General features: G+C 70.6%; 25 protein-coding genes and 1 tRNA gene. 18 read left to right on the plus strand and 8 right to left on the minus strand.

Going from position 1 to position 21,550, the window contains the following annotated elements; translation table 11 throughout:
• Window positions 1-106: 106 nt before the first annotated feature.
• The 3 genes from AB0N07_RS30665 to AB0N07_RS30675 form a co-directional block, all read right to left on the minus strand.
• Window positions 107-1,840, minus strand: coding sequence for a copper resistance CopC family protein (locus AB0N07_RS30665; RefSeq protein ID WP_365840573.1), 1,734 nt, complete (start codon window positions 1,838-1,840; stop codon window positions 107-109).
• Window positions 1,841-2,013: 173 nt separating this feature from the next.
• Window positions 2,014-2,775, minus strand: coding sequence for an SDR family NAD(P)-dependent oxidoreductase (locus tag AB0N07_RS30670; protein ID WP_365840575.1), 762 nt, complete (start codon window positions 2,773-2,775; stop codon window positions 2,014-2,016).
• Window positions 2,772-3,245, minus strand: a complete 474-nt coding sequence (locus tag AB0N07_RS30675; RefSeq protein WP_365840577.1) for a cupin domain-containing protein — start codon at window positions 3,243-3,245, stop codon at window positions 2,772-2,774. The genes AB0N07_RS30670 and AB0N07_RS30675 overlap by 4 nt, the downstream gene beginning before the upstream one ends.
• A gap of 189 nt (window positions 3,246-3,434) precedes the next feature.
• Between AB0N07_RS30675 and AB0N07_RS30680 the strand changes: the two genes are divergently transcribed.
• The 5 genes from AB0N07_RS30680 (at window position 3,435) to AB0N07_RS30700 (ending at window position 5,997) form a co-directional block, all read left to right on the plus strand.
• Entirely contained in the window at window positions 3,435-4,028 is a 594-nt protein-coding gene (locus AB0N07_RS30680) for an HhH-GPD-type base excision DNA repair protein (RefSeq protein ID WP_365840579.1), read from the plus strand.
• Window positions 4,029-4,274: 246 nt separating this feature from the next.
• Window positions 4,275-4,589 carry a hypothetical protein gene (locus AB0N07_RS30685; protein WP_365840581.1) on the plus strand — a complete coding sequence of 105 codons (315 nt, stop codon included), beginning with the start codon at window positions 4,275-4,277 and terminating at the stop codon, window positions 4,587-4,589.
• A gap of 58 nt (window positions 4,590-4,647) precedes the next feature.
• Window positions 4,648-4,770: a hypothetical protein gene (locus AB0N07_RS30690; RefSeq protein ID WP_365840583.1), complete on the plus strand. Its 123-nt coding sequence runs from the start codon at window positions 4,648-4,650 to the stop codon at window positions 4,768-4,770.
• A gap of 181 nt (window positions 4,771-4,951) precedes the next feature.
• Window positions 4,952-5,248 carry a type II toxin-antitoxin system VapB family antitoxin gene (locus AB0N07_RS30695; RefSeq protein ID WP_003999914.1) on the plus strand — a complete coding sequence of 99 codons (297 nt, stop codon included), beginning with the start codon at window positions 4,952-4,954 and terminating at the stop codon, window positions 5,246-5,248.
• A 110-nt stretch (window positions 5,249-5,358) separates the two neighbouring features.
• A complete protein-coding gene (locus tag AB0N07_RS30700; protein ID WP_365840585.1) occupies window positions 5,359-5,997 on the plus strand; it encodes a LytR C-terminal domain-containing protein in 639 nt (212 codons plus the stop codon).
• 119 nt (window positions 5,998-6,116) lie between these two features.
• Here the strand turns inward: AB0N07_RS30700 and upp are convergent, their stop codons facing one another.
• Window positions 6,117-6,752, minus strand: a complete 636-nt coding sequence (gene upp, locus AB0N07_RS30705) for a uracil phosphoribosyltransferase (RefSeq protein WP_030938597.1) — start codon at window positions 6,750-6,752, stop codon at window positions 6,117-6,119.
• Between the two features lie 96 nt (window positions 6,753-6,848).
• Here upp and AB0N07_RS30710 point away from each other — a divergent pair, with 96 nt between their 5' ends.
• The 9 genes from AB0N07_RS30710 to AB0N07_RS30750 all read left to right on the plus strand — a co-directional run bounded on the left by AB0N07_RS30710 (window position 6,849) and on the right by AB0N07_RS30750 (window position 11,962).
• On the plus strand, window positions 6,849-7,043 hold the full coding sequence (locus AB0N07_RS30710; RefSeq protein ID WP_365840587.1) for a hypothetical protein: 195 nt from the start codon (window positions 6,849-6,851) through the stop codon (window positions 7,041-7,043).
• Window positions 7,044-7,284: 241 nt separating this feature from the next.
• A complete protein-coding gene (locus tag AB0N07_RS30715) occupies window positions 7,285-7,812 on the plus strand; it encodes a hypothetical protein (RefSeq protein ID WP_365840589.1) in 528 nt (175 codons plus the stop codon).
• A gap of 59 nt (window positions 7,813-7,871) precedes the next feature.
• Complete coding sequence (tadA, locus tag AB0N07_RS30720) at window positions 7,872-8,297, plus strand: tRNA adenosine(34) deaminase TadA (RefSeq protein ID WP_365840633.1); 426 nt, start codon at window positions 7,872-7,874, stop codon at window positions 8,295-8,297.
• A 73-nt stretch (window positions 8,298-8,370) separates the two neighbouring features.
• Window positions 8,371-8,455 (plus strand) — tRNA-Ser (locus AB0N07_RS30725).
• 83 nt (window positions 8,456-8,538) lie between these two features.
• A complete protein-coding gene (locus tag AB0N07_RS30730) occupies window positions 8,539-8,715 on the plus strand; it encodes a hypothetical protein (RefSeq protein WP_181922395.1) in 177 nt (58 codons plus the stop codon).
• Between the two features lie 20 nt (window positions 8,716-8,735).
• Entirely contained in the window at window positions 8,736-9,029 is a 294-nt protein-coding gene (locus AB0N07_RS30735) for a Dabb family protein (protein WP_266957404.1), read from the plus strand.
• A 178-nt stretch (window positions 9,030-9,207) separates the two neighbouring features.
• On the plus strand, window positions 9,208-10,047 hold the full coding sequence (locus AB0N07_RS30740; RefSeq protein WP_344403322.1) for an RNA polymerase sigma factor SigF: 840 nt from the start codon (window positions 9,208-9,210) through the stop codon (window positions 10,045-10,047).
• Between the two features lie 247 nt (window positions 10,048-10,294).
• Window positions 10,295-11,218: an RNA polymerase sigma factor SigF gene (locus AB0N07_RS30745; RefSeq protein ID WP_115907172.1), complete on the plus strand. Its 924-nt coding sequence runs from the start codon at window positions 10,295-10,297 to the stop codon at window positions 11,216-11,218.
• Between the two features lie 39 nt (window positions 11,219-11,257).
• Window positions 11,258-11,962 carry a hypothetical protein gene (locus AB0N07_RS30750; RefSeq protein ID WP_365840592.1) on the plus strand — a complete coding sequence of 235 codons (705 nt, stop codon included), beginning with the start codon at window positions 11,258-11,260 and terminating at the stop codon, window positions 11,960-11,962.
• 9 nt (window positions 11,963-11,971) lie between these two features.
• On the opposite strand, the gene AB0N07_RS30755 is transcribed toward AB0N07_RS30750, so the two are convergent.
• Window positions 11,972-12,172, minus strand: a complete 201-nt coding sequence (locus tag AB0N07_RS30755; RefSeq protein WP_266682315.1) for a hypothetical protein — start codon at window positions 12,170-12,172, stop codon at window positions 11,972-11,974.
• Window positions 12,173-12,367: 195 nt separating this feature from the next.
• Here AB0N07_RS30755 and AB0N07_RS30760 point away from each other — a divergent pair, with 195 nt between their 5' ends.
• From AB0N07_RS30760 to AB0N07_RS30775, 4 genes are all read left to right on the plus strand, one after another.
• Window positions 12,368-12,868 (plus strand): MarR family transcriptional regulator, encoded by a 501-nt coding sequence (locus AB0N07_RS30760; protein ID WP_365840594.1) that lies wholly within the window; start codon window positions 12,368-12,370, stop codon window positions 12,866-12,868.
• A 13-nt stretch (window positions 12,869-12,881) separates the two neighbouring features.
• Window positions 12,882-15,413, plus strand: coding sequence for an MFS transporter (locus tag AB0N07_RS30765; protein WP_365840596.1), 2,532 nt, complete (start codon window positions 12,882-12,884; stop codon window positions 15,411-15,413).
• A 150-nt stretch (window positions 15,414-15,563) separates the two neighbouring features.
• A complete protein-coding gene (locus AB0N07_RS30770) occupies window positions 15,564-16,385 on the plus strand; it encodes a YceI family protein (protein ID WP_365840598.1) in 822 nt (273 codons plus the stop codon).
• A gap of 48 nt (window positions 16,386-16,433) precedes the next feature.
• Window positions 16,434-16,904: a PPOX class F420-dependent oxidoreductase gene (locus AB0N07_RS30775; protein ID WP_365840600.1), complete on the plus strand. Its 471-nt coding sequence runs from the start codon at window positions 16,434-16,436 to the stop codon at window positions 16,902-16,904.
• 101 nt (window positions 16,905-17,005) lie between these two features.
• Here AB0N07_RS30775 and AB0N07_RS30780 read toward each other — a convergent pair whose 3' ends face one another.
• The 3 genes from AB0N07_RS30780 to AB0N07_RS30790 all read right to left on the minus strand — a co-directional run bounded on the left by AB0N07_RS30780 (window position 17,006) and on the right by AB0N07_RS30790 (window position 21,549).
• Window positions 17,006-17,761 carry a TetR/AcrR family transcriptional regulator gene (locus AB0N07_RS30780; protein ID WP_365840602.1) on the minus strand — a complete coding sequence of 252 codons (756 nt, stop codon included), beginning with the start codon at window positions 17,759-17,761 and terminating at the stop codon, window positions 17,006-17,008.
• Between the two features lie 151 nt (window positions 17,762-17,912).
• Window positions 17,913-19,328: an MFS transporter gene (locus tag AB0N07_RS30785; RefSeq protein ID WP_365840604.1), complete on the minus strand. Its 1,416-nt coding sequence runs from the start codon at window positions 19,326-19,328 to the stop codon at window positions 17,913-17,915.
• 61 nt (window positions 19,329-19,389) lie between these two features.
• A complete protein-coding gene (locus tag AB0N07_RS30790; RefSeq protein WP_365840606.1) occupies window positions 19,390-21,549 on the minus strand; it encodes a glycosyltransferase family 39 protein in 2,160 nt (719 codons plus the stop codon).
• Window position 21,550: the final 1 nt, after the last annotated feature.

Genomic DNA, 21,550 nt, shown 5'->3' on the forward strand with positions numbered 1-21,550 from the left:
TGTGGAAATGTGACCGACATGTTCGTGATCGTTTCCGTCCGTGCAATCGAACGACCCCGCACGGAGATGAGAGTAAATGCCGGATTCGCGTCGCGGCCAGGGCCGGCTAGGCGACGATCCGGACCGCCTTCGCCACACTGACCTGGTCGATCTCGGAGGTCCGGACCGTGACCTTCATGGCCCAGGTTCCGGGGAGGGGCACAGTGACCGAACCGGTCCCCCAGTAGCCACCCCGGTTGGTCAACCTGGCGTCGAGCGGGCCGATCTTCTGCGCGGGGAGGCTGAGGGAGAGCCGCAGCTCAGGGACGGTGACGATGCCGCCGTCGGGTCCGAAGACGACCGCCTGCACGGTGTTGTCGCCGACGCGACCGGGGTCGAGGGTGATCTGCACCTTGCCGCGCGCGCGGCCGACCTCGAACGGGATCGTCGTGACCGACGCGGCAGGCAGCCCGCCGGCCGTCGCGGGTGCCTCCGCCGCCTCGGCGGCCGCGCGGCCCGGCAGCGTACTGCTGAGCACGGTCGTGAGCACCAGCACCACGACCCCGACGGCGACCTCGGCGAGTACGCTGCGGCGCAGACTGCGGCGGCTCGTGCCGCCCTCCGCCGTGGGCGGCCCCTCCGCGGCGGTCGCGGGGGGCCCGCCCACGGGCTCCGGGACCCGTTCCCGTACGGCCGTCTCGGCGTCCGCCGCGACCAGCTGCGCGGTCCAGCGCCGCGAGAGCCCCGCGGCCGCCAGCAGGAGCACCACAGCGGCCAGTTTGACCACCAGCAGGCGGCCGTACGTCGTCCCCGTGAGCGCGCTCCAGGAGCCGAGGCCGCGCCAGGACTGGTAGACGCCGGTGACGACCAGGACGGTCACGGAGGCGAAGGCGATCCGGGAGAAGCGGGCCACGACGGCCGGGGGGAGTTCGGTGCGGTGGAGCAGGAGCAGCAGCGATGTGAGGCCGCCCAGCCAGACCGCCATGGCCAGCAGGTGCAGCACGGCGGACGCCATCGCCAGGGGCACCTGGATGCCCGCCGAGGCGTGCTCGGAGGCGGCCCAGGTGAGCGCGAGGGCCACGGCCAGGGCACCACCGGCGGCGAGCAGCGGCCGCGGCCATGCGTCGCGTTTGCGGATTCGTACGGTGAACACGGCGGCCACCAGAAGCAGGGTGAGCCGGGCCAGCAGCGCCAGCCCCGGGCGGCCCGTGAGGGTGCGGGTGAAGGCGGCGGCGTCGAGGACGGTCCCGGGGCCCGTGCCGGTCTCGTACGGGGCGCGCAGCGCCAGCAGCGCCAGGGTGGTCCCCAGCAGCGTCCACCAGCCCACGACCATGGGTATTTGCAGCGGGCCGCGGTCCGTCGGGCGGCACAGGGCGACGAAGGCGGCCGTGCCGATCAGCAGCGCCGCCGCCAGGTACGCCAGATAGCGGGCGATGTTGTAGAGACTGGCGGTCGCCGGGTTCTCGACCGGTCCGGTGTTCACGGTGGCGGCCGTCGCGGAGGCTTTGCCGACGGAGAAGGTGAACGCGCCACCCACCGGGTGGCTGTCCGCCGAGACGACCCGCCAGGCCACTACATAGGTGCCCTTGGCAAGCTTCTTCGGCAGGGTCACGCTCGCCGTGTCGGAGCGGCCCCTCGCGTGCTGGGCCTCACCAATGCCCACACGCCGGTTGTCGGGGTCCAGGACGCGGAAGGAATCGTCCAGCAGACCGACGGACTCGGTGAACGTCAGGGTGATGGAGCGGGGGGCCGACCTGAGGACGGTTCCGTCCTCGGGGTCGGTGGACTTGAGCGCCGCGTGCGCCGATGCGGGCCCCGCACCCCCGAGGACGAGCAGGACCAGCACGGCACCGAGCAGCACCAGCCCTCGAACTCCCCGACGCCGCTGCCGCCCCCTGCGCTCACCATCACACCCCACGCCACCCTCCGTCCCGGCCCCGGCCACCTCCCGAAGAGGTACGGACACAAACCGCGGAGCACTCATCGAGCCGAGCCGCTCACGCCTCACTGCACCGCACCCGAACCGCCCCCACCTCACCAGGTCGGCCGGGCCGACACCCCTCCGTCGACCACCAGGTCGTGTCCCGACACCCAGGACGCCAGTCGGGAGGCCAGGAACACGCAGGCGTCGCCCACGTCCTCCGGTCGGCCGAGGCGGCCGAGTGGGGCCGCTGTTCGCCAGCGCCCGACGCCCTCCGGCCAGGCGTCCGCCAGGCCCTCGCGGTCGATGAGGCCGGGGGAGACGGTGTTGACGCGGATGCCGTACGCGCCGTACTCCAGGGCCGCCGAGCGCGCATGCATCACGACGGCGGCCTTGGCGGCGCTGTAGTGGGCGTGCAGCGGCGCCGGCTGGCGGGCCTCGATCGAGGCGATGTGGGTCACGGAGCCTCCGCCGCCGCGCTCCCGCATGGCCTCCGCGGCGGCCTGGGTGCACGCGAAGACGCTGGACACGTCGGCGTCCACGACGGCCCGCCACTCGGCCACCGTCATCCCGGGCAGCTCCCGGGTCGGCTGCACGCCCGCGTTGTTGACCAGCGCGGTCAGCCCGCCGCCCCACTCGGCCGCCTCGCCGACCACCCGGTGGCACACGTCCTCGTCGGTGAGGTCGCCCTGCAGTACGACGGCCGGTCTACCCAGCTCCTCGATCCGCGCGGCCACCGCCCGTGCCGCCTCCACGGCCGTACGGCACTGCACGGCGACCGCCGCGCCCTCCTCGGCGAAACGCAGCGCGATGCCCCGGCCGATACCGCCGCTCGCGCCCGTGACCAGGGCGACCTGTCCCTCCAGCAGCTTCATGGACGGCACAGTTCCGCAATCCGGTCGGCCTCGGCCGGATACCGCGCCGTGAGCTCGGCCGCGTCCCCGTGCTCGTAGTCCTCATAGGTGAACCCGGGCGCCATCGTGCACCCGAAGAACGTCCATGCGCCGCCCGCGACGACCCGCCCGCCCATCCAGGTGCCGGCCGGCACGGTCGTCTGGGGCTGCTGGCCACCCAGCCCGTCCGGTCCGAGCACCACCGTCCTGGACGTGCCGTCCGGGGCGAGGAGCAGCAGCTCCAGTGGGTCGCCCAGGTAGAAGTGCCAGATCTCGTCGGTGGGCAGGCGGTGCAGGGCCGAGTGGTCGTCCGCCGTCAGCAGGGCGACGATCGCGGTGCCCTCCGGCCGTCCGTCGGGGCGCTCGGGACCCGCCCAGGTCTGCCGGAACAGGCCGCCCTCGCGCGGGATCGGTTCCAGTCCGTAGTGCGCGACGAGGTCCTCAGGGGTCATTCGGGGAAGGCTACCTCCCGCCGCAGACAGGCCAATTGGGCCCGGCCCCGCCTTCGAAGCCCTGCCGCAGGAAACGGGCGGTCACCAGATCTTGGGCGCGGGCATGCCTTCTGCACATCAAAGCAAGCCGTGCCTTGGTGATTCGGGCCGGAATCGTACGCGCGGCGTGAAAGCGGCATGATCGGAGGCATGGACGTCACCCTGCACCTCGCCCAGGACCCCAAGGCGGACGAGCTCCTCGGACGCTCCCCGCTCGCCGCCCTCGTCGGGATGCTGCTGGACCAGCAGGTCCCGATGGAGTGGGCGTTCAAGGGGCCCCGCACGATCGCGGACCGGCTCGGCGCCGACGACCTGGACGCGCACGAGATCGCCGTCATGGACCCGGACGCCTTCGCCGCGCTGCTCTCCGAGAAACCGGCCGTGCACCGCTACCCGGGCTCCATGGCCAAGCGCGTCCAGCAGCTGTGCCAGTACCTCGTCGAGCACTACGACGGCAACGCCGAGCTCGTCTGGATGGGCGTGACCGACGGGCGTGAGCTCCTCAAACGCCTCCAGGAGCTGCCCGGCTTCGGCAAGCAGAAGGCGCAGATCTTCCTGGCGCTGCTGGGCAAGCAGCTCGGCGTGCGGCCCAAGGGCTGGCGTGAGGCCGCGGGCGGATACGGCGAGGCGAACTGCCACCGTTCCGTCGCCGACATCGAGGGGCCCGATTCGCTGGCGAAGGTCCGGGCGCACAAGCAGGAGACGAAGGCGGCCGCGAAGGCCGCGAAGGCCACCGGGAAATAGCCGAAGGCAGCCGGGAGACGGCCGTCGGTCGGCCGGCTCCCAGAGGTGGCACGCCGCCCGCGGCGGGTCCAAGCATGGAACATTGCCGGTCGCGGTCGGCGTGGTCGAGATCGTCACCGCGATCCGCATCCGGGGCCGGGCCCAGGAGGTGCCACGCACCCTTTGAGCCGTACCGGGTCCCCCGAACGGGCGGTTCTCGGCCCCGACATGCTCAAGGCGGGACAAAGCATGGGCAAATGACCTCTCGTGAGCACCGTACGAAGCCTCTCCCGCGGCCACGCCTGGCTGCGGACGCTCGTCCTGCTGCTCGCCCTGCTGCTCCCTGGCGCCCATGCGGAGGTGCATGCGGCACCGCCCTCCGCCACGGAGATCGTCGAGTACGACGCCCTGGACGCGGCCGTGCGGCCACCGGCCGACGCCCTGCACCGCACCGTCGTGGCCCTGCGCCCCGCACCGCTCCAGGCCCCGCCCCTCGACACCCCGGCGGACCACCCCCTCCCCACGCCGCCCCGGCCGCCGCACGCCCTGCATGCCCTGCGCTCCGTGGTCCTGCGCTGCTGACAGACCCCGGCCTCCCGGAAGAAGTCAGTCACCACGCAAGGAACCAGGGGACACAGCCATGCCCACCGACCCGTACGCGGTCCTGCGCGCGCTGCTGCGCGCCGAGGCCGCACGCAACGCACCGAAGCAGAACCTGAAGAAGCCGGAACCCGAGCAGACCCCGAAGGAACGGGACCGCTGAATCCGCCGGCGGAGGCGGACGTTCCCTGTGAACCACCGCCTCCGCCGGGCCGACACCCGCCGTCCACAGCCTGTGCGTAACACCCGTACGGATCCTTTGCCCCGATTTGCAACTTCTTTTCGGTCCCCGCACTGCGTCGCCATGGCTGCGCCCGGAAGGTCTTGACCGGTAGGCTTTCCGTGTGATCTTCAAGCGCATCGGAAACGGCCGGCCGTACCCCGACCACGGCCGGGAAAGCACCCGGCAGTGGGCGGACGTCGCGCCGCGCCCGGTCCGCCTCGATCAGCTCGTCACCACCAAGGGACAGCTCGACCTGGAGACCCTCCTGGCCGAGGACTCGACCTTCTACGGCGATCTGTTCGCACACGTCGTCAAGTGGCAGGGCGACCTGTATCTCGAGGACGGCCTCCACCGCGCGGTGCGGGCCGCGCTGCAGCAGCGCCAGGTGCTGCACGCGCGCGTGCTCGAACTCGACTGACGCACACCCCGAAGGCCTGCCGCTGACTGCTTGGCCCTTTCGGGTTCACCTGTGCGGCCTCGAATGATCATCTAGTAGGCATCGCCGCCCGGGCGCACTACGCTGCGCTCATGAGCATGCTGACTCCCCCGGGCATGGGTGGCAAGTACCGGATCACGGGGGACAAATACCCACGGATGCGCAGGCGCAGGCGCGGCAGGCTCGGAGTCGCCCTGGTGGCCTCCGTCGCCGCACTCGGCCTGGTCGGCTGGGGCACGCTGCAGCTCATCGACCTCTTCACCGGCGGCGGCGAGAAGGCCTCGGCGGCCGGCCCCAAGGCGGACTGCGCGACCAAGGCGAGCCCGTCGGCCGACACCAAGAAGGCCCCCGTGCCCAAGCCCGGCACGATCACGGTCAACGTCTTCAACGCCACGGACCGCAGCGGTCTGGCCAAGAGCACGGCGGACGAGCTGCAGAAGCGCGGCTTCAAGATCGGCGATGTGGGCAACGCGTCCAAGGAGTACGACAAGAAGGTCAAGGGCACCGGCATACTGCTCGGCGCCCCGTCCGCCCTGAACAGCTCGCTGCCCGTGCTCGCCACACAGCTCGCCGGCGCCGAGAAGCGGGCCGACACCCGCAAGGGCGCCGCCGTCGACCTGATCCTCGGCACGGCCTTCAAGGGCCTCACCCCGAAGGCGGCCGCTGACCAGGCCCTGGCGGCCCTGGCCAACCCCAGCCCGGCGCCCACTTCTTCGACAAAGGGCTGCTGAGAGCGCCCCATAAGGGGCGCGGGGCTGTGTCGATTTGCGGCTCCGCCGCGTGGGCGCGACAAGCCACAACGGACCCGCAGCCGCAAAGGAACCCGCACTCCTACGGCGAAAGGCGAACCTTACTCAGCCGCCCCGTAGAGGCGATCGCCCGCGTCCCCGAGCCCCGGCACGATGTACCCGTGCTCATTGAGCCGTTCGTCGACGGCCGCCGTCACAACGGTCACCGGCGTGCCCGCCAGCTCGCGTTCCATGAGTTCGACCCCCTCGGGGGCCGCAAGAAGCACCACCGCGGTCACATCGTCCGCGCCGCGCTTGATCAGCTCCTGGATCGCCGCGACCAGCGTGCCGCCGGTGGCCAGCATCGGGTCCAGGACGTACACCTGACGCCCGGACAGGTCCTCGGGCATCCGGGAGGCGTACGTGGACGCCTGCAGCGTCTCCTCGTTGCGGATCATGCCGAGGAAGCCCACCTCGGCCGTCGGCAGCAGCCGGACCATGCCGTCGAGCATGCCGAGCCCGGCCCGCAGGATCGGCACCACCAGGGGGCGCGGGCGGGCGAGCTTGACGCCGGTGGTCGAGGAGACCGGCGTCGTGATGTCGACCTGTTCGGTGCGCACGTCGCGCGTGGCCTCGTAGGCGAGCAGGGTGACCAGCTCGTCGGCGAGACGGCGGAAGGTCGCGGAGTCGGTGCGCTGGTCGCGCAGCGTGGTGAGCTTGTGGGCGACCAGGGGGTGGTCGACGACGTGGAGACGCATGCCCTAACAGTAACCGCGCCCCCGCAGCCCTCGCGCTGGCATCAAACCGCCCATCAGAGGGAAAGTGGAAGGACGTACCGGGGGGGTGGTGTGCCTATGCCTGACCTGCCTGAGCGTGAAACCCGTAAGGACTCGCCGTCGGCCGAGACCGACGCGGAGCGCCGGCGCCGCAGGGCCCAGTTCCTGCGTGACCTCGCCGAAGCCCGGGAGCTGCGGGACCGTGTGCAGCCCAGGCGCGCCAAGACCGCACGGCTGCGCCACGCCATGCGCATGCGCACCTTCCGCTGGTAGCCCGGGGTCCGACTCGGGACGCGCCTGAGGGCAACCCGTTGCGTGCACACGCCGATCGCCGCGTACGATCCCGCTCGTGGCCGATCAAAGACGGCGGACACAGGGTGCCGAAGACGTCCCCTGAACGCCTTGTTTCTGCCACGATTCCGAGTGGGTGGGGCTCGGAGCACAGCTCTCCCCGCCCTGAGCCCCGCCGGGGGGACCTCCAACCGGCACGCCTAAGACCAGTGGGAGAGTCACGGTGTACTTCGCCGCACTGCTCGCGCGCACCGAAGACGGGTGGGAAGCGAGCGACACAGAGCTCGACGATGTGGAAACCCTGTCGGATCTGGCCGATCTCGCCCGGGAAGCCTCGACCGAGGACGACACGGTGCTCATCCTGATCGAGCAGGAGGAAACCTGGTTCGGTGTCGTCCGCGTCGACGGCGAGGACGACCCTCGTATCTACGTCTCGGACGCCGCCGCCGCTGCCCGCAGCAGCTACGGGGAGATCCTGCTCACCGACGAACTGCTCGGAAGGGAGCCCGGCGAGGACGTCCCCGACCTGGACTCCCTCGACCTCGACGGCACCGAGGACGGTGAGGACGAGGAGGACGGCGACGAGGACACGCCGTCCGCCGAGTCCGTGCCGCACAGCCCCGTCGGCGACGTCGAGATCCTCGACGACCTCGGTGTCAGCGCCAAGGAGCTGCGCACCCTCGACGAGGACGCCCTGAGCGCGATCGCCGAGGCCCTGGGCGCCTCGGAGGTCCTGGAGACCGTCCGCTGACAGCTGCAGTGACCACAACAGGAGGCACCGACCCGGTACGCGACCGCTGGCGGGCCGCGATGCGGCTCGCCCTGGACGAGGCCGGGCGGGCCGGCGCCGACGTGCCCGTGGGCGCCGTCGTACTGGCCTCGGACGGTACGACCGTGCTCGGCGCCGGACACAACGAACGCGAGGCCACCGGTGATCCGACGGCGCACGCCGAGGTCCTCGCGATCCGCCGGGCCGCGGCCGACCTCGGGGAGTGGCGGCTGTCCGGCTGCACGCTGGTCGTCACCCTCGAACCCTGCACGATGTGCGCGGGCGCGCTCGTGCAGTCCCGGGTGGACCGGGTCGTCTACGGCGCCCGCGACGAGAAGGCCGGGGCGGCCGGCTCCCTCTGGGACGTCGTACGCGACCGCAGGCTCAACCACCGCCCCGAGGTGATCGAGGGCGTACTCGCCGAGGACTGCGCCCGGATCCTCACCGAATTCTTCCGCTCCCGCTGACCAGCGCCCCCTGCACACCGACCCCCGAATACCGATTTCAGAGCACTGCCCGGCGTGCTGTAAGGTCTCCCTCGGTAGCGTGTCCGAGCGGCCGAAGGAGCTCGCCTCGAAAGCGAGTGTGGCGCAAGTCACCGAGGGTTCAAATCCCTCCGCTACCGCTTTGAGAAGGGCCCCGTCGAGAGACGGGGCCCTTCGTGCGATCATGTGCGGTCGTGGGGCAACAGTGACTGGGGAGGCCGCAATGGCGGTGAATGCCAAGAAGATCGCCGTCTATGTGCTCGTGGTCTTCGCGTTGTACGTCATCATCACGGACCCGGCCAAGGCGGCCAGCTACGTCCAGATAGGGTTCGAGGGCATATCGGACGCCGCCAAGGCCATAGGCGACTTCTTCACCTGGCTCGCCAACGGCGCCCACTAGGCCCGCAGCTAGGAGCGCACATGATCCGCCACCTCGTCCTGTTCAAGCTCGGCGAGGGCGTCGAGCGCGACGACCCGCGTGTCCTGGAGGGCGTCGACGCCTTCCGGTCGCTGGACGGGAAGATCCCCGAGATCCGCTTCTGGGAGCTGGGCTGGAACATCAGCGACCGCCCCATCGCGTACGACTTCGCCATCAACTCCGGCTTCGACGACGCGGCCGCGCTGCGCCGCTACGTCGAGCACCCGGAGCACCAGGCGGGAGTGACGCTGTGGAAGGAGTTCTCCACCTGGGTGATCGCCGACTACGAGTACTGAGCCGGACCCCACTGGGCCCTGCGCCGGAAAGGCGCAGGGCCTTTATGCGTATTGAGCACAACTTACCCAACTTGCCCTCAACACGGCGTTATGCGGTGCTTGCACACAGTGCACATCTCTTGTGATGCTATGACCGCTTTTGCCGAATACGTTGATCGATTGCGAGGTGGAGTTGACCGTGCCGGCCAGTACTGCGCCTCAAGCACCGCCCCTGGAGGCCCCCGAGGCCCCACCGGAGCCCGCACCGCCGCGCAGCCGCGGCGCCGACACCCGGGCCCTCACCCAGGTGCTCTTCGGTGAACTCAAGGGGCTCGGGCCGGGCACACCGGAGCACAACCGGGTGCGCGGGGCGCTCATCGAGGCCAACCTCCCGCTCGTGCGCTACGCGGCCGCCCGCTTCCGCTCCCGCAACGAGCCGATGGAGGACGTGATCCAGGTCGGCACCATCGGGCTCATCAACGCGATCGACCGCTTCGACCCGGACCGAGGCGTGCAGTTCCCGACCTTCGCGATGCCGACCGTCGTCGGCGAGATCAAGCGCTACTTCCGGGACAACGTCCGCACGGTCCACGTCCCGCGCCGGCTGCACGAGCTGTGGGTGCAGGTCAACAGCGCGACCGAGGACCTGACGACCGCCTTCGGACGCACCCCGACGACCGCCGAGATCGCCGAACGGCTGCGCATCACCGAGGAGGAGGTGCTCTCCTGCATCGAGGCCGGCCGCTCGTACCACGCGACCTCCCTGGAGGCCGCCCAGGAGGGCGACGGGCTGCCGGGGCTCCTGGACCGGCTCGGCTACGAGGACCCGGCCCTGGACGGCGTCGAGCACCGGGACCTCGTCCGCCATCTCCTCGTACAACTGCCGGAACGGGAACAGAGAATCCTTCTTCTGCGGTACTACAGCAACCTCACCCAGTCGCAGATCAGTGCGGAACTCGGCGTCTCCCAGATGCATGTCTCACGGCTACTCGCGCGTAGCTTCCAGCGGCTACGATCCGCAAACAGGATCGAGGCGTAACCGGCACGAGCGAATCGCTCACCAGGGCCGTTCCCGACAGTTCTGCGCTGAAAAAGCATCAGACCCCCTTTTTCCAGGGCTGATTCGTGTCTTGCATGTCGACATGTCACTACAGCGTGTTGCCGACATGTGACATTCTTCCCCAAGCGCGTTTGCCGCGGCTTCGGCTCCGGTATTCAGGTGAAGGCTGAACTCCTCGCCATGAGGAGGCTCGGCCACGACCGTCCCGCGACCCAGAGGGGGTGGCATGTCCGCAGATCAGGGCAGCTCGAAGGTGCTCACGCTCACGAAGAGCGAGTCAGCGCCCGCCGACGCCGTGCCCGGCTCCATCGACGAGATGGCAGCCGTCGACACCGCACCGGCCCCGGCCCTTACGGCCGCTGACATCCCGGCCCCTCCGGCCTCGGATGCCATCGACACCCGCACCCTGTCCCGCTCCCTTTTCCTGCGGCTCGCCGCACTCGACGAGACAAGCCCCGAGCGCGCGTACGTCCGGGACACCCTCATCGAACTCAACCTCCCGCTGGTGCGCTACGCGGCGGCCCGCTTCCGCTCGCGCAACGAGCCGATGGAGGACATCGTCCAGGTCGGCACCATCGGCCTGATCAAGGCGATCGACCGCTTCGACTGCGAACGGGGCGTGGAGTTCCCGACCTTCGCGATGCCGACGGTCGTCGGTGAGATCAAGCGGTTCTTCCGCGACACCTCGTGGTCGGTGCGCGTCCCGCGCCGGCTGCAGGAGCTGCGCCTGGCCCTCACCAAGGCCAGCGACGAGCTCTCCCAGAAGCTGGACCGCTCCCCGACCGTCCCCGAGCTCGCCGCCGTGCTCGGCGTCTCCGAGGAGGACGTGGTCGACGGCCTCGCGGTCGGCAACGCCTACACGGCCTCCTCGCTGGACTCCCCGGCACCCGAGGACGACGGCGGCGAGGGCTCCCTCGCGGACCGGCTCGGCTACGAGGACACCGCCCTGGAGGGCGTCGAGTACCGCGAGTCCCTCAAGCCCCTGCTGGCCAAACTCCCGCCCCGGGAGCGGCAGATCATCATGCTCCGCTTCTTCGCCAACATGACCCAGTCGCAGATCGGCGAGGAGGTCGGCATCTCGCAGATGCACGTCTCCCGGCTGCTGACGCGGACGCTGGCGCAGCTGCGGGAGGGGCTCATCTCCGACTGAGCCCTTCCTTCCTGACGGAGTGTCAGCCACACTGGCGCGATGCTTCGGACGACATGGACACCTGGCCGTCGAGGCGCCGTGATCGGCGCGTCGGCGGCCGTCGTCTGCCTGGGCGCCGCGCTGGCCGCGTGCGGGGGCGGCGGGGCGGAGGGTTACGTCGCCACCGGCCCTGTGGACGGTGCGCCCCAGGCGTCCGCCACGACCGTGACGCCGACGGGCGGGGTGACGTTCGTACCGCTGGACGGACCGCGGAAGGACAGCGGGGCCGCCCCTGCCGCCGAGGGCGACACCGGGTCCGGGAGCGGGGCTTCGCCCAGCACTCCGGCAGCGGCACCCGTAGGAGACGGCAGCCTGTCGGGCAGCAGCGACAAGTCCGGTCGTACGAGGTCGGATTCGCCGCCACCGACGGCAACTCCCAGCCGTACGGCACCCGCCGGGCCCGCCGCTCTCACCTGGAGCGACCCGGCCTGGAAAGCCACCGACAAACGCTGGTGCGAAGACGTCAGCCTGGACTTCGCCAACTCCGGCGGCAGCGCGGTGCGTTCCGGCAGTGTGACCTTCGGGACGCACATCATCGGGGCGCTCGGCATCGACTGGGGGACGGTCGAGTCGACCGCCGGGCTTCCGGTGCCGATCGGGGCCGGGGTGCGGAAGGAGAAGACCTGGACGGTGTGCGTCGACGCCTGGCGCGTGCCGCTCGGCATGCACATCGAGACGCGGGACGCCACCGTCCAGTGGAAGTAGCGGTACGCCCTACATGAGGGCGAGCCAGGCGACGGCCGCCACGACCGCCACGGCCACGACGATGCCGACGATCAGGCCGATGCGCGGTCCGGCCGGCGCGGGCGCCTGCTGCTGACGGCGGCCCTGCGGGCCCTCGTCGACGAAGGCGCGGAACATCTGGGTGTTGCCTGCGGGGTCGTGGTTGCCCTGGGGGCCCTGGGGGTTAGCCATAGCCCGAGACCCTAGCGAATCACCGGTTGTGGCCCAAGTGGGGGGCGGTTCACTACCGCAACCACCCTCACCTGCATGTTTACTTTCGCAATACTTGTCTTTGCCAAGTTTTTATGCGGCATCCTGGTCATTTTGTTTGCCTGCAGCAACCAACGACTTCTATGGTTGCCCCAAGCAACGAATGCGGGAGGTGTGATGGCCGAGCGGGCGCAGTACGAGGAACTGCTGAGGCAGTTCAGCGCCTTCGGCGCGGTGAAGCGGGAGCTGGGGCGGATCATGCCGTCCGACTGCTCCAGCGGCAGCGCCGCGGTGCTGACCCTGCTCGGACGCCACGGCGACATGCGCATGAGCAGACTCGCCGAGCTGCTGGCCGTGGACATGTCGGTCACCAGCCGCCATGTCGCGCACCTCGCCGAGCGCGGCTGGATCGACCGGTCCCCCGACCCGGCGGACAAGCGGTCCCGGATCCTGCACCTCACGCCCACGGGCCTGGCCCAGCTGGAGGCGCTGTCCGAGCGGACCACCCAGCTGCTGGCCGAGCGGCTCGCCGACTGGAGCGACGAGGAGGTCGCCCAGCTCAGCAGGCTCATGGAACGCCTGCGGGCCAGCTTCGACGACTGCCGAGCCCTGCCGCCCCGGCTCCCGCCCCCCGCACTCGAACTCGAACCGACCACCCGTACACCCGCAAGCACTTAAGAGAAGGAAGCCCATGGCAACGACCACACCAGCCGGTGTGCGGGCTCATGCCAAGCACGGGGGAGGCTCCGCCGAGTACGCCCCGATGACGCACCGGCAGATCATGGAGGCCATCTCCGGTCTGCTGCTCGGCATGTTCGTGGCGATCCTGTCGTCCACGATCGTCACCAACGCCCTGCCGCACATCATCAGCGACCTCGGCGGCGGCCAGTCCGCCTACACCTGGGTCGTCACCGCCGCCCTGCTGTCGATGACCGCGGCCACTCCCGTGTGGGGCAAGCTCGCCGACCTGTACAGCAAGAAGGCGCTCGTCCAGATAGCCCTGGTCATCTACGTCCTGGGGTCCGCGGCCGCGGGTCTCTCCCAGAACGCCGGCATGCTGATCGCCTGCCGCGTCGTCCAGGGCATCGGCGTCGGCGGTCTGTCCGCCCTCGCCCAGATCGTCATGGCCGCGATGATCTCCCCGCGCGAGCGCGGCCGTTACTCCGGCTACCTCGGCGCGACCTTCGCCGTCGCCACCGTCGGCGGCCCGCTGCTCGGCGGCGTCATCACCGACACCAGCTGGCTCGGCTGGCGCTGGTGTTTCTACGTCGGTGTCCCCTTCGCCGTCCTCGCGCTGATCGTGCTGCAGAAGACGCTGCACCTGCCGGTCGTGAAGCGGGACGTGAAGGTCGACTGGGGCGGCGCGTTCTTCATCGCCGCGGCCGTCTCGCTGCTGCTGGTCTGGGTCACCTTCGCCGGTGACAAGTACGACTGGCTGTCCTGGCAGACGTACACGATGGTCGGCGGTTCGATCGTCCTCGGTCTGGTCTTCGTGCTCGTCGAGTCGAAGGCGAGCGAGCCGATCATCCCGCTGCGGCTGTTCCGCAACCGCACCATCACCCTCGCGTCGCTGGCCTCGCTGTTCGTCGGTGTCGCGATGTTCACCGGCACGGTCTTCTTCAGCCAGTACTTCCAGCTGGCACGGGACAAGTCCCCGACCATGTCGGGCGTCATGACGATCCCGATGATCGGCGGTCTGTTCGTGTCGTCGACCGTCTCCGGTCAGTTCATCACCCGCACCGGCCGCTGGAAGGCCTGGCTGGTGAGCGGTGGTGTGCTGGTGACGGCGGGTCTGGGCCTGCTCGGCACCATCCGCTACGACACGGCGTACTGGAAGATGTCGATCTTCATGGCGCTGCTGGGTCTCGGCATCGGCATGATGATGCAGAACCTGGTGCTGTGCACCCAGAACCAGGTCGACCCGAGCGACCTCGGCTCCGCCAGCTCCACGGTCACCTTCTTCCGCTCGCTCGGCGGTGCGGTCGGCGTGTCCGCGCTGGGCGCGGTGATGGCCCACCGGATCACGCACTACGTCAAGGACGGCATCGCCGCCCTCGACCCGCAGTACCGTGCGGCGCTGGCCGGTTCCAGCTCCTCCACCGACAGCATCCCGGACCTGAGCAAGCTCCCGGCGCCGCTGCGCACCCTCATGGAGAGCTCCTACGGCCACGGCATCGCCGATGTCTTCCTGATCGCCGGCGCCCTCGCGGCCGTCGCGTTCCTGATCACCCTGTTCATCAAGGAGGTCCCGCTGAAGACCAAGGGCGCGCTGGCACAGGCCGCTGCCGCGGTCGAGACGCCGGCCGAGTCGGGGGCCGCTCCGACCGCCGCCGAGGCCGCGGCTCCGGTCGCCGAGAAGGTCCCGAGCTGGGCCGTCTCCGACACCGAGGCCGCCGCCGACGGCACGCAGCGGCTGTCCGCCGTGGCCACCCTCGCCCGGCCCGAGGAGTCCGCCGGTTCCGGCGGGATCCCGGTGCGCGGCTTCGTCCGCGGCAACGAGGGCGCGCCCGTGCCGCAGGCCGCCGTCACTCTGATCTCGCTGGCGGGACGGCAGCTGGGCCGGTCGGTCGCACAGACCGACGGCTCCTACGCCGTCGAGGCGCCCAGCGTGGGCAGCTACGTCCTGATCGCCGCCGCCGACGGTTTCCAGCCGCAGGCGTCCACGGTCGTGGTGAACGGTGAGCCCGTCTCGTACGACATCCTGCTCAGCGGCACCAGCGGGCTGAGCGGTGTGGTGCGGGCCGCCGAGACCACGCTGCCCGTCAAGGACGCGATGGTCATCGTGACCGATGTCCGCGGGGAGCTGCTGGCCACCGCCGCCACCGGTGAGCAGGGCGAGTTCTCCCTCACCGAGCTGGTGCCCGGGACCGTGACCGTCGCGGTGAACGCCGCCGGGTACCGGCCGCGCGCCCTGCCCGTGGAGGTGGGCGGCACCGGAGTCACCCGTATCGAGATCGACCTCGACTCGGGCGCCCAGCTGCAGGGCGTGGTCCGCGCCCCGCACGGCCCGCTGGCCGATGCCCGGGTCACCCTGGTCGACGCGGCGGGCAACGTGGTCGGAACGGCCACCACCGGCACGGACGGGGCCTACGCCTTCACCGACCTGAACAGCGGCGACTACACGGTCATCGCGACGGGCTACCCGCCGGTCGCGACCGCCCTCACGGTGAACGGTCGCGGAGTCGACGACCACGACATCGAACTGGCCCATCCGGGCGAGTAGTTCGGTACTCCGGCCCGTGGCGGACGGCGTGCGCGCTCTGAGCGGAGGTGCGCGCCCGGCGCCACGGGCCGGTCTCTTTACGGCTTACGACCTACTACTTACGACCAGCTTTACGAGCAGTTGCACTGCAGGGAGAAACAGGGAGTCAAGATGGGCCTGACCGCGAAGATCCGTACGCGGGACGGATGGGCCGTGTCGCACGCGGTCGTCACGGTGACCGACATGACCGGCACGCAGGTGCTGCGCGCGGAGGCGGACGCCGACGGGGCCGTACGGGACGCCACCGAGCTCGCCCCGGGCGCGTACACCGTCATCGTCACGGCCGTCGGGTATGCGCCCGTGGCCTCCAGCGCGCTCGTCACGGCGAGCGGACGGGCCGAACTGGGCGCGGTGACGCTGGCCCGGCAGGGCGGCACGGAGCTGCCGCCGCCCGGGCCGTGGACCATCGACCCGGCGCACTCCTCGGTGGGCGCGGTCGCCCAGCACCTGGGGATCTCCAGCGTGCACGGGCGGTTCACGCAGTTCGCCGGGCGCATCGAGATCGCCCCGGACGAGGTGGCGAAGTCGCGGGTCGAGGCGGCGATCAGGGCCGCGTCCATCGACACGGGCAACGGCATGCGCGACGACCATCTGCGCTCGCCGGACTTCCTGGACGTCGAGAAGCACCCGGAGATCATCTACCGGTCGACTGGCCTCACGGCCGCGGGCACGGACCGCTGGACCGTGCACGGCGAGCTGACCCTGCACGGGGTCGTACGGCCGGTGGACCTGGACCTGGCCTACCTGGGCACGGGCGCGGATCCGTGGGGCGGGACGCGGGCCGCGTTCCGGGCGACGACGGAGCTGCGCCGCGAGGACTTCGCCATGAACTACAACCAGGTGCTCCAGGCGGGCATCGCCGCGATCGGCACGACCCTGAAGGTGGAGCTGGACATCCAGGCGGTACAGGGGGAGTCGCTGCCGCAGGCGTAGGCACGGCAGAGGCAGGCTTGTCGGGCCGCACGGGCCTAGGCTGACGCCATGGCACCGAACATCGCGAGCAACACCCGGGTCTCCATCGACGAACTGCTGGACTTCGTACGCCCCCGCCATCGCGCCATCCTGCTCACGCGCAGGGCCGACGGCAGCCCGCAGGCCTCGCCGCTGACCTGCGGGGTCGACGATTCGGGGCGGATCGTCGTCTCCACCTACCCCGAACGGGCCAAGACCCGCAACGCCAAGCGGGACGAGCGCGTCAGCCTCGTCGTGCTGAGCGACGAGTGGAACGGCCCGTGGGTCCAGGTGGACGGCACAGCGGAGGTCATCGACTCACCGGAGTCCGTGGAACCGCTGGTCGAGTACTACCGGAACATCGCGGGTGAGCACCCGGACTGGGACGAGTACCGGGAGGCGATGGTCAAGCAGGGCAAGTCGATCATCCGGGTCACACCGGAGAAGTGGGGGCCGGTGGCGACCGGCGGCTTCCCGGCACGACTGGCGTCCGGGGACTAGTCACCACCGCCCGGGGCCACTCGACGGACGCGTTTGGCGCAGAAAGCAGAGGCGGGAGCCGGTCGCCCACCGGCGCGGCTCCCCCTCCGGCCAGGAGCGCGTCAGCCCCGGGCCACCATCGCCTCGATGCCCGCCACCAGCAGGTCCAGGGCGAAGTCGAAGTCCCGTTCCCACATCTCGTGCACGGTGTCGCCGCCGCGGGCCGCCATGATGTCCTCGGAGTCCTTGACGACCTCGGCGGCCTGCGGGTCCTGCGTCACCGCGGTCATGGCGTGCTTGAAGTACTCGTCCGCGGTCATGCCGAAGTCGGCGCTCCGGGCGTTGAAATGGCCCTCGATCGTCCCGAAGCCGTACACGAACTGGAAGACGGACGAGATGGCCGCCGCCAGGCCGTGCGTGGGCAGTCCGGTGCGGCGGATGACGCGTTGTACGGCCCGGGCGAAGGCCAGGTTGTTCGGGCCGATGTTGAGGAAGGTACCGGCCAGCGGCGACAGCCAGGGGTGGCGCACCAGCAGCGAGCGGTACTCCCTGGCCAGCGCGCGCAGCTGCTCGCGCCAGTCCTCGTCGGCGTCCGGCTCCGGCAGTGCGATCTCGCCGAAGGCCGCGTCCAGGGCGAGTTCGAGGAGGTCGTCCTTGGTGTCGACGTACCAGTAGACGGACATCGCGGTGACGTGCAGCTCGGCCGCCAGCCGGCGCATGGAGAACCTGGCCAGCCCCTCAGCGTCGAGCAGGCGGACGGTCGCCTCGGTGATCCGGTCCCGGTCGAGCCCCGACGGCTGCCCGCCGCGACCGCCCCGGCGGACCTTGCCCTCCAGCCACACACTGGTCCGCGCCGCCCGCTCGGCTGCCCTCACCATTGGCGCACCTTCCTCGACTTGCGTTCACTGATCACGATGCTAGGTGGCAGCCGCTCTCAAGAAGCGCGGGGCTGCATCGATATGCGGCTCCGCCGCGTGCGCGCGAGAACCACGACGAACGCGAAGCCGCCGAACAACCGCACCCTGCGAGCTACTGGGCGACCACCATCCCCGAGTCTGCCCGCTCAGCCCGCCGCAGCAACGCCGCCGCCACGAACCCACCCAGCAGTACCGCCACCGCTCCCACCAACTGCCCCGTCTGCAAACCCGCGGCCAGCCCGGCCGACGGAACCCGGGAGCTGAGTACCGCCCCGAGCACGGCAACCCCCAGCCCGTTCCCGAACTCCGCCAACGTCCCGTTGATCCCAGCCCCCACCCCCGCCTTCTCCGGAGGAATCGCGCTCATGATGGCGTGCGCCATCGCCGGATTGGCGACCGCACACCCCCCACCGATCAGCAACAGCCCCACCAGCGTCCCCGCATAACCCCCGGAGTCCAGCAGCGCGATGGACACCAGCCCACCCGCCATCAGCACCATTCCCAACGCGATGGACACCGGCGTACCGAACCTGGCGGCCCACTTGGCCGACAGCCCCGAGAAGTTCAGCGCGACGACCGTCAGCGCGAGCGGTGCCGTCCGCAGACCGGCCTCCAAGGGGCCGTAACCCAGTACGAGTTGCAGATGCTGGGTGAGCAGGAACAGCGCCCCGCCCATGCCGAAGGTGATCAGCACCGCGCCGGCGACCGCGCCCGTGAACCGGCGGTCCCTGAAGAAGTGCAGGTCGAGCATGGGGTACGGGATCCGGGTCTCCCAGTACGCGAAGGCACCAAGGACCAGAACGGCGACCGCCGCCGTGCCGAGGACCCGCCCCGACGTCCAGCCGTGCTCCGGCCCGGAGATGATCGCGAACACCAGCGCGGCCATGCCGATCGTGGAGAGCAGAGCACCGAGGAGGTCGGGGCGGTCCCCGCGCGGGTTCCGGGACTCCGGGACCAGGGCCACGACCGCCATCAGCCCCAGCGCCACCACCGGCAGGTTGACCAGGAAGATCGCTCCCCACCAGAAGTGGTTCAGCATGAAACCGCCGAGCAGCGGACCCGCCGCGAAACCCAGCGCGTTGACCGCCGCCCAGATGCCGATGGCCTTCGGCTGCTCCTCGGTCGTGAAGATCTGCATCGCCACCGCGAGGGTGGTGGTCAGCAGCAGCGCACCGCCCACGCCCATGCCGGCCCGCGCGGCGATCAACTGCCCTGTGCTGCCCGCAAGTCCGGCGGTCAGCGAACCGACCCCGAACAGGGCCAGGCCCGCGATCAGCATCTTCTTGCGGCCGTAGCGGTCGGCCGCGCTGCCCGCGGTGAGCAGCAGACCGGACTGGACGAGCGAGTACGCGTTGATCATCCACTGGATGTCGGAGGTGGCCGCGCCCAACTCCCTGGTGAGGGAGGGGATCGCCACGTTCAGGACGGTGTTGTCGAGCAGCACGGTGAGCTGGGCGAGACAGATGACACCGAGGATCAGCCAGCGCCGGGGGTGGCCCTGCGGCCGGCTCTGCAAGGACGTAGACATGCCGTACACCGTATAGCTGGTAGCTATACGGTGTACAACACTTTTCGTCGGCTGCCGAGTGCTAGCTGCTCGCCTTCTGCGTCAGGTCGTAGAAGGTCGACGAACCGACCGTCACCTTCTTGAAGTTCTTCTCGACCCACGACGTGATCTGCGAAGACGTACCGCTGCCGCGGCCGCCCGTCATGCCGCCGCCGGTGCCGCTGGAGATGAAGTAGTGGATCCTGCCGTCTTCCACGTACTTCTTGAACTGCGCGAGGGTCGGTGACGGGTCGGTGCCGTTGAAGCCGCCGATCGCCATCACCGGGTCGCCGGTGGAGAGCTGGTAGCTCGCCGCGTTCTGCGCGCCGATGGCCGCCGCGACCCAGGTGTACTGGGACGAGTTCGCCTCCAGCAGCTTCTTGGCCTGGGAGGAGACGGACGCACCGTTCAGCAGTCCACCGACGCCACCGCGCATGCCGCCGCCCATGCCACCGCCCGTCCGGCCGCCGGGCATACCGCCCTGCTGGTTCCGGGTGCTGCCGTTGCCGTTCTGCTGGCTCTGGCCCGGCATTCCGCCGCCGAAGCCGCCTCGCATGCCGGGGCCGCCGCCCCGCATGCCACCGCCGCCGGGGCCGCCCCGGCCGCCGCCCATCGTGCTCGCGCCGGCCGGGCCCGCCGTGACGATGGAACCGGTGTGCGCACTGTTCACGGTGGACAGGGTGTACGCCGTCGGGCCGGCCAGCGAGGCCAGGATGCCCACGGCCGCCGCCCCGAGGGCGAGCTGCCGGTTGATCCGGCCCGCGAAGATCAGGCCGAGCGCGGCGCCCAGGCCGCCGACCAGGACCAGGTACTTCAGCCACGGCAGATAGTCCGAGGTGCGGTTGAGGAGTACGTAGCCCCAGGCCGCGCTCGCCACGACCGCGGCCGCGAGGGTCAGGGACGCCCAGGTCTCCCGCCGCCTCTCCCACAACAGCGCGGAGCCCATGCCGACCACGGCGGCGAGGTAGGGGGCGAGGGCCACCGTGTAGTACTGGTGGAAGATGCCCGCCATGTAGCTGAAGACCACCATGGTCAGGAGCAGCGACCCGCCCCAGACCAGGAACGAACCACGGGTCACGGAGGTCCGCCGGTACTTGCGGGTGGCCACCAGGCCCGCGACGAGGAGGATCAGCGCGGCCGGCAGCAGCCAGGAGATCTGGCTGCCGACCTCGGAGTTGAACATCCGGCTCCAGCCGGTCGCCCCCCACATGCCGGTGCCGCCGGCTCCGCCACCGCCGCCCACACTGCCGGTCTCGTTGCCGCTCAGGCGCCCGAAGCCGTTGTAGCCGAAGGTCAGCGAAAGGAAGCTGTTGTCCTGCGAGCCGCCGATGTACGGGCGGGAGGAGGCGGGCCACAGCTCGACGATCGCGACCCACCAGCCGCCGGCCACCACCAGCGCGGCCGTCGCCGCGGCCAGCTGCCCGAGGCGCTTCTTGAGCGGCACCGGCGCGCAGACCGCGTAGACGATCGCGAGCGCCGGAAGGATCAGGAAGGCCTGCAGCGTCTTGCCGAGGAACGCGAATCCGATCGCGGCACCGGCCCACACCAGCCACTTCGTACGGCCGTCCTCCAGGGCCCGGACCACGCAGTAGCAGGCGACCGACATCAGCAGCGCCAGCATGGCGTCCGGGTTGTTGAACCGGAACATCAGCGCCGCGACGGGAGTGAGCGCGAGCACCGCGCCCGCGATCAGTCCGGCCGCGGGGCTGAACCGGCGGCGCACGGACGCGTGGACGACGGCGACCGTCATGAGGCCCATCAGGACCTCGGGGACGAGGATCGCCCAGGAGTTGAGGCCGAAGATCCGGACCGCCAGCTCCATCGGCCACAGGGAGGCCGGTGGCTTGTCGACGGTGATGGCGTTGCCCGCGTCCAGCGAGCCGAAGAAGAACGCCTTCCAGCTCTTGCTGCCCGCCTGGACGGCCGCCGAGTAGAAGGAGTTGGCGTAGCCGGAGGCGCTGAGGTCGTAGAGGTAGAGCAGGCCGGTGGCGAGCAGCAGGCCGAGGAAGGCCGGGCGTACCCAGCGGGGGTCCTCGGGGCGGCCGCGCCGGAGTCTGCGGACGAAGGGCTGCTCGGGTTCACCGGATCCGGGAGCCGGGGCGGGCTGGGGAGCGACGGGCTCCGGCACGTCCGTCGTCGCCGTCTGTGGCGGGCCCCACGCGGAGGGGCCCGGCTGGGTCGTCCGGTCGTAGTGGGTGGTCATC

This window comes from Streptomyces sp. NPDC051172 (assembly GCF_040682555.1).
Taxonomy (GTDB): domain Bacteria; phylum Actinomycetota; class Actinomycetes; order Streptomycetales; family Streptomycetaceae; genus Streptomyces.

Excerpts from the sequence above, each read along its gene's own strand:
- AB0N07_RS30670 (WP_365840575.1), bottom strand. The coding sequence starts at position 2,775 with ATGAAGCTGCTGGAGGGACAGGTCGCCCTGGTCACGGGCGCGAGCGGC.
- AB0N07_RS30675 (WP_365840577.1), bottom strand. The coding sequence starts at position 3,245 with ATGACCCCTGAGGACCTCGTCGCGCACTACGGACTGGAACCGATCCCG.
- AB0N07_RS30680 (WP_365840579.1), top strand. The coding sequence starts at position 3,435 with ATGGACGTCACCCTGCACCTCGCCCAGGACCCCAAGGCGGACGAGCTC.
- AB0N07_RS30690 (WP_365840583.1), top strand. The coding sequence starts at position 4,648 with ATGCCCACCGACCCGTACGCGGTCCTGCGCGCGCTGCTGCGCGCCGAG.
- AB0N07_RS30700 (WP_365840585.1), top strand. The coding sequence starts at position 5,359 with ATGAGCATGCTGACTCCCCCGGGCATGGGTGGCAAGTACCGGATCACG.
- upp (WP_030938597.1), bottom strand. The coding sequence starts at position 6,752 with ATGCGTCTCCACGTCGTCGACCACCCCCTGGTCGCCCACAAGCTCACC.
- AB0N07_RS30710 (WP_365840587.1), top strand. The coding sequence starts at position 6,849 with ATGCCTGACCTGCCTGAGCGTGAAACCCGTAAGGACTCGCCGTCGGCC.
- tadA (WP_365840633.1), top strand. The coding sequence starts at position 7,872 with ATGCGGCTCGCCCTGGACGAGGCCGGGCGGGCCGGCGCCGACGTGCCC.
- AB0N07_RS30730 (WP_181922395.1), top strand. The coding sequence starts at position 8,539 with ATGGCGGTGAATGCCAAGAAGATCGCCGTCTATGTGCTCGTGGTCTTC.
- AB0N07_RS30735 (WP_266957404.1), top strand. The coding sequence starts at position 8,736 with ATGATCCGCCACCTCGTCCTGTTCAAGCTCGGCGAGGGCGTCGAGCGC.
- AB0N07_RS30745 (WP_115907172.1), top strand. The coding sequence starts at position 10,295 with ATGTCCGCAGATCAGGGCAGCTCGAAGGTGCTCACGCTCACGAAGAGC.
- AB0N07_RS30750 (WP_365840592.1), top strand. The coding sequence starts at position 11,258 with ATGCTTCGGACGACATGGACACCTGGCCGTCGAGGCGCCGTGATCGGC.
- AB0N07_RS30755 (WP_266682315.1), bottom strand. The coding sequence starts at position 12,172 with ATGGCTAACCCCCAGGGCCCCCAGGGCAACCACGACCCCGCAGGCAAC.
- AB0N07_RS30760 (WP_365840594.1), top strand. The coding sequence starts at position 12,368 with ATGGCCGAGCGGGCGCAGTACGAGGAACTGCTGAGGCAGTTCAGCGCC.
- AB0N07_RS30765 (WP_365840596.1), top strand. The coding sequence starts at position 12,882 with ATGGCAACGACCACACCAGCCGGTGTGCGGGCTCATGCCAAGCACGGG.
- AB0N07_RS30770 (WP_365840598.1), top strand. The coding sequence starts at position 15,564 with ATGGGCCTGACCGCGAAGATCCGTACGCGGGACGGATGGGCCGTGTCG.
- AB0N07_RS30775 (WP_365840600.1), top strand. The coding sequence starts at position 16,434 with ATGGCACCGAACATCGCGAGCAACACCCGGGTCTCCATCGACGAACTG.
- AB0N07_RS30780 (WP_365840602.1), bottom strand. The coding sequence starts at position 17,761 with ATGGTGAGGGCAGCCGAGCGGGCGGCGCGGACCAGTGTGTGGCTGGAG.
- AB0N07_RS30785 (WP_365840604.1), bottom strand. The coding sequence starts at position 19,328 with ATGTCTACGTCCTTGCAGAGCCGGCCGCAGGGCCACCCCCGGCGCTGG.
- AB0N07_RS30790 (WP_365840606.1), bottom strand. The coding sequence starts at position 21,549 with ATGACCACCCACTACGACCGGACGACCCAGCCGGGCCCCTCCGCGTGG.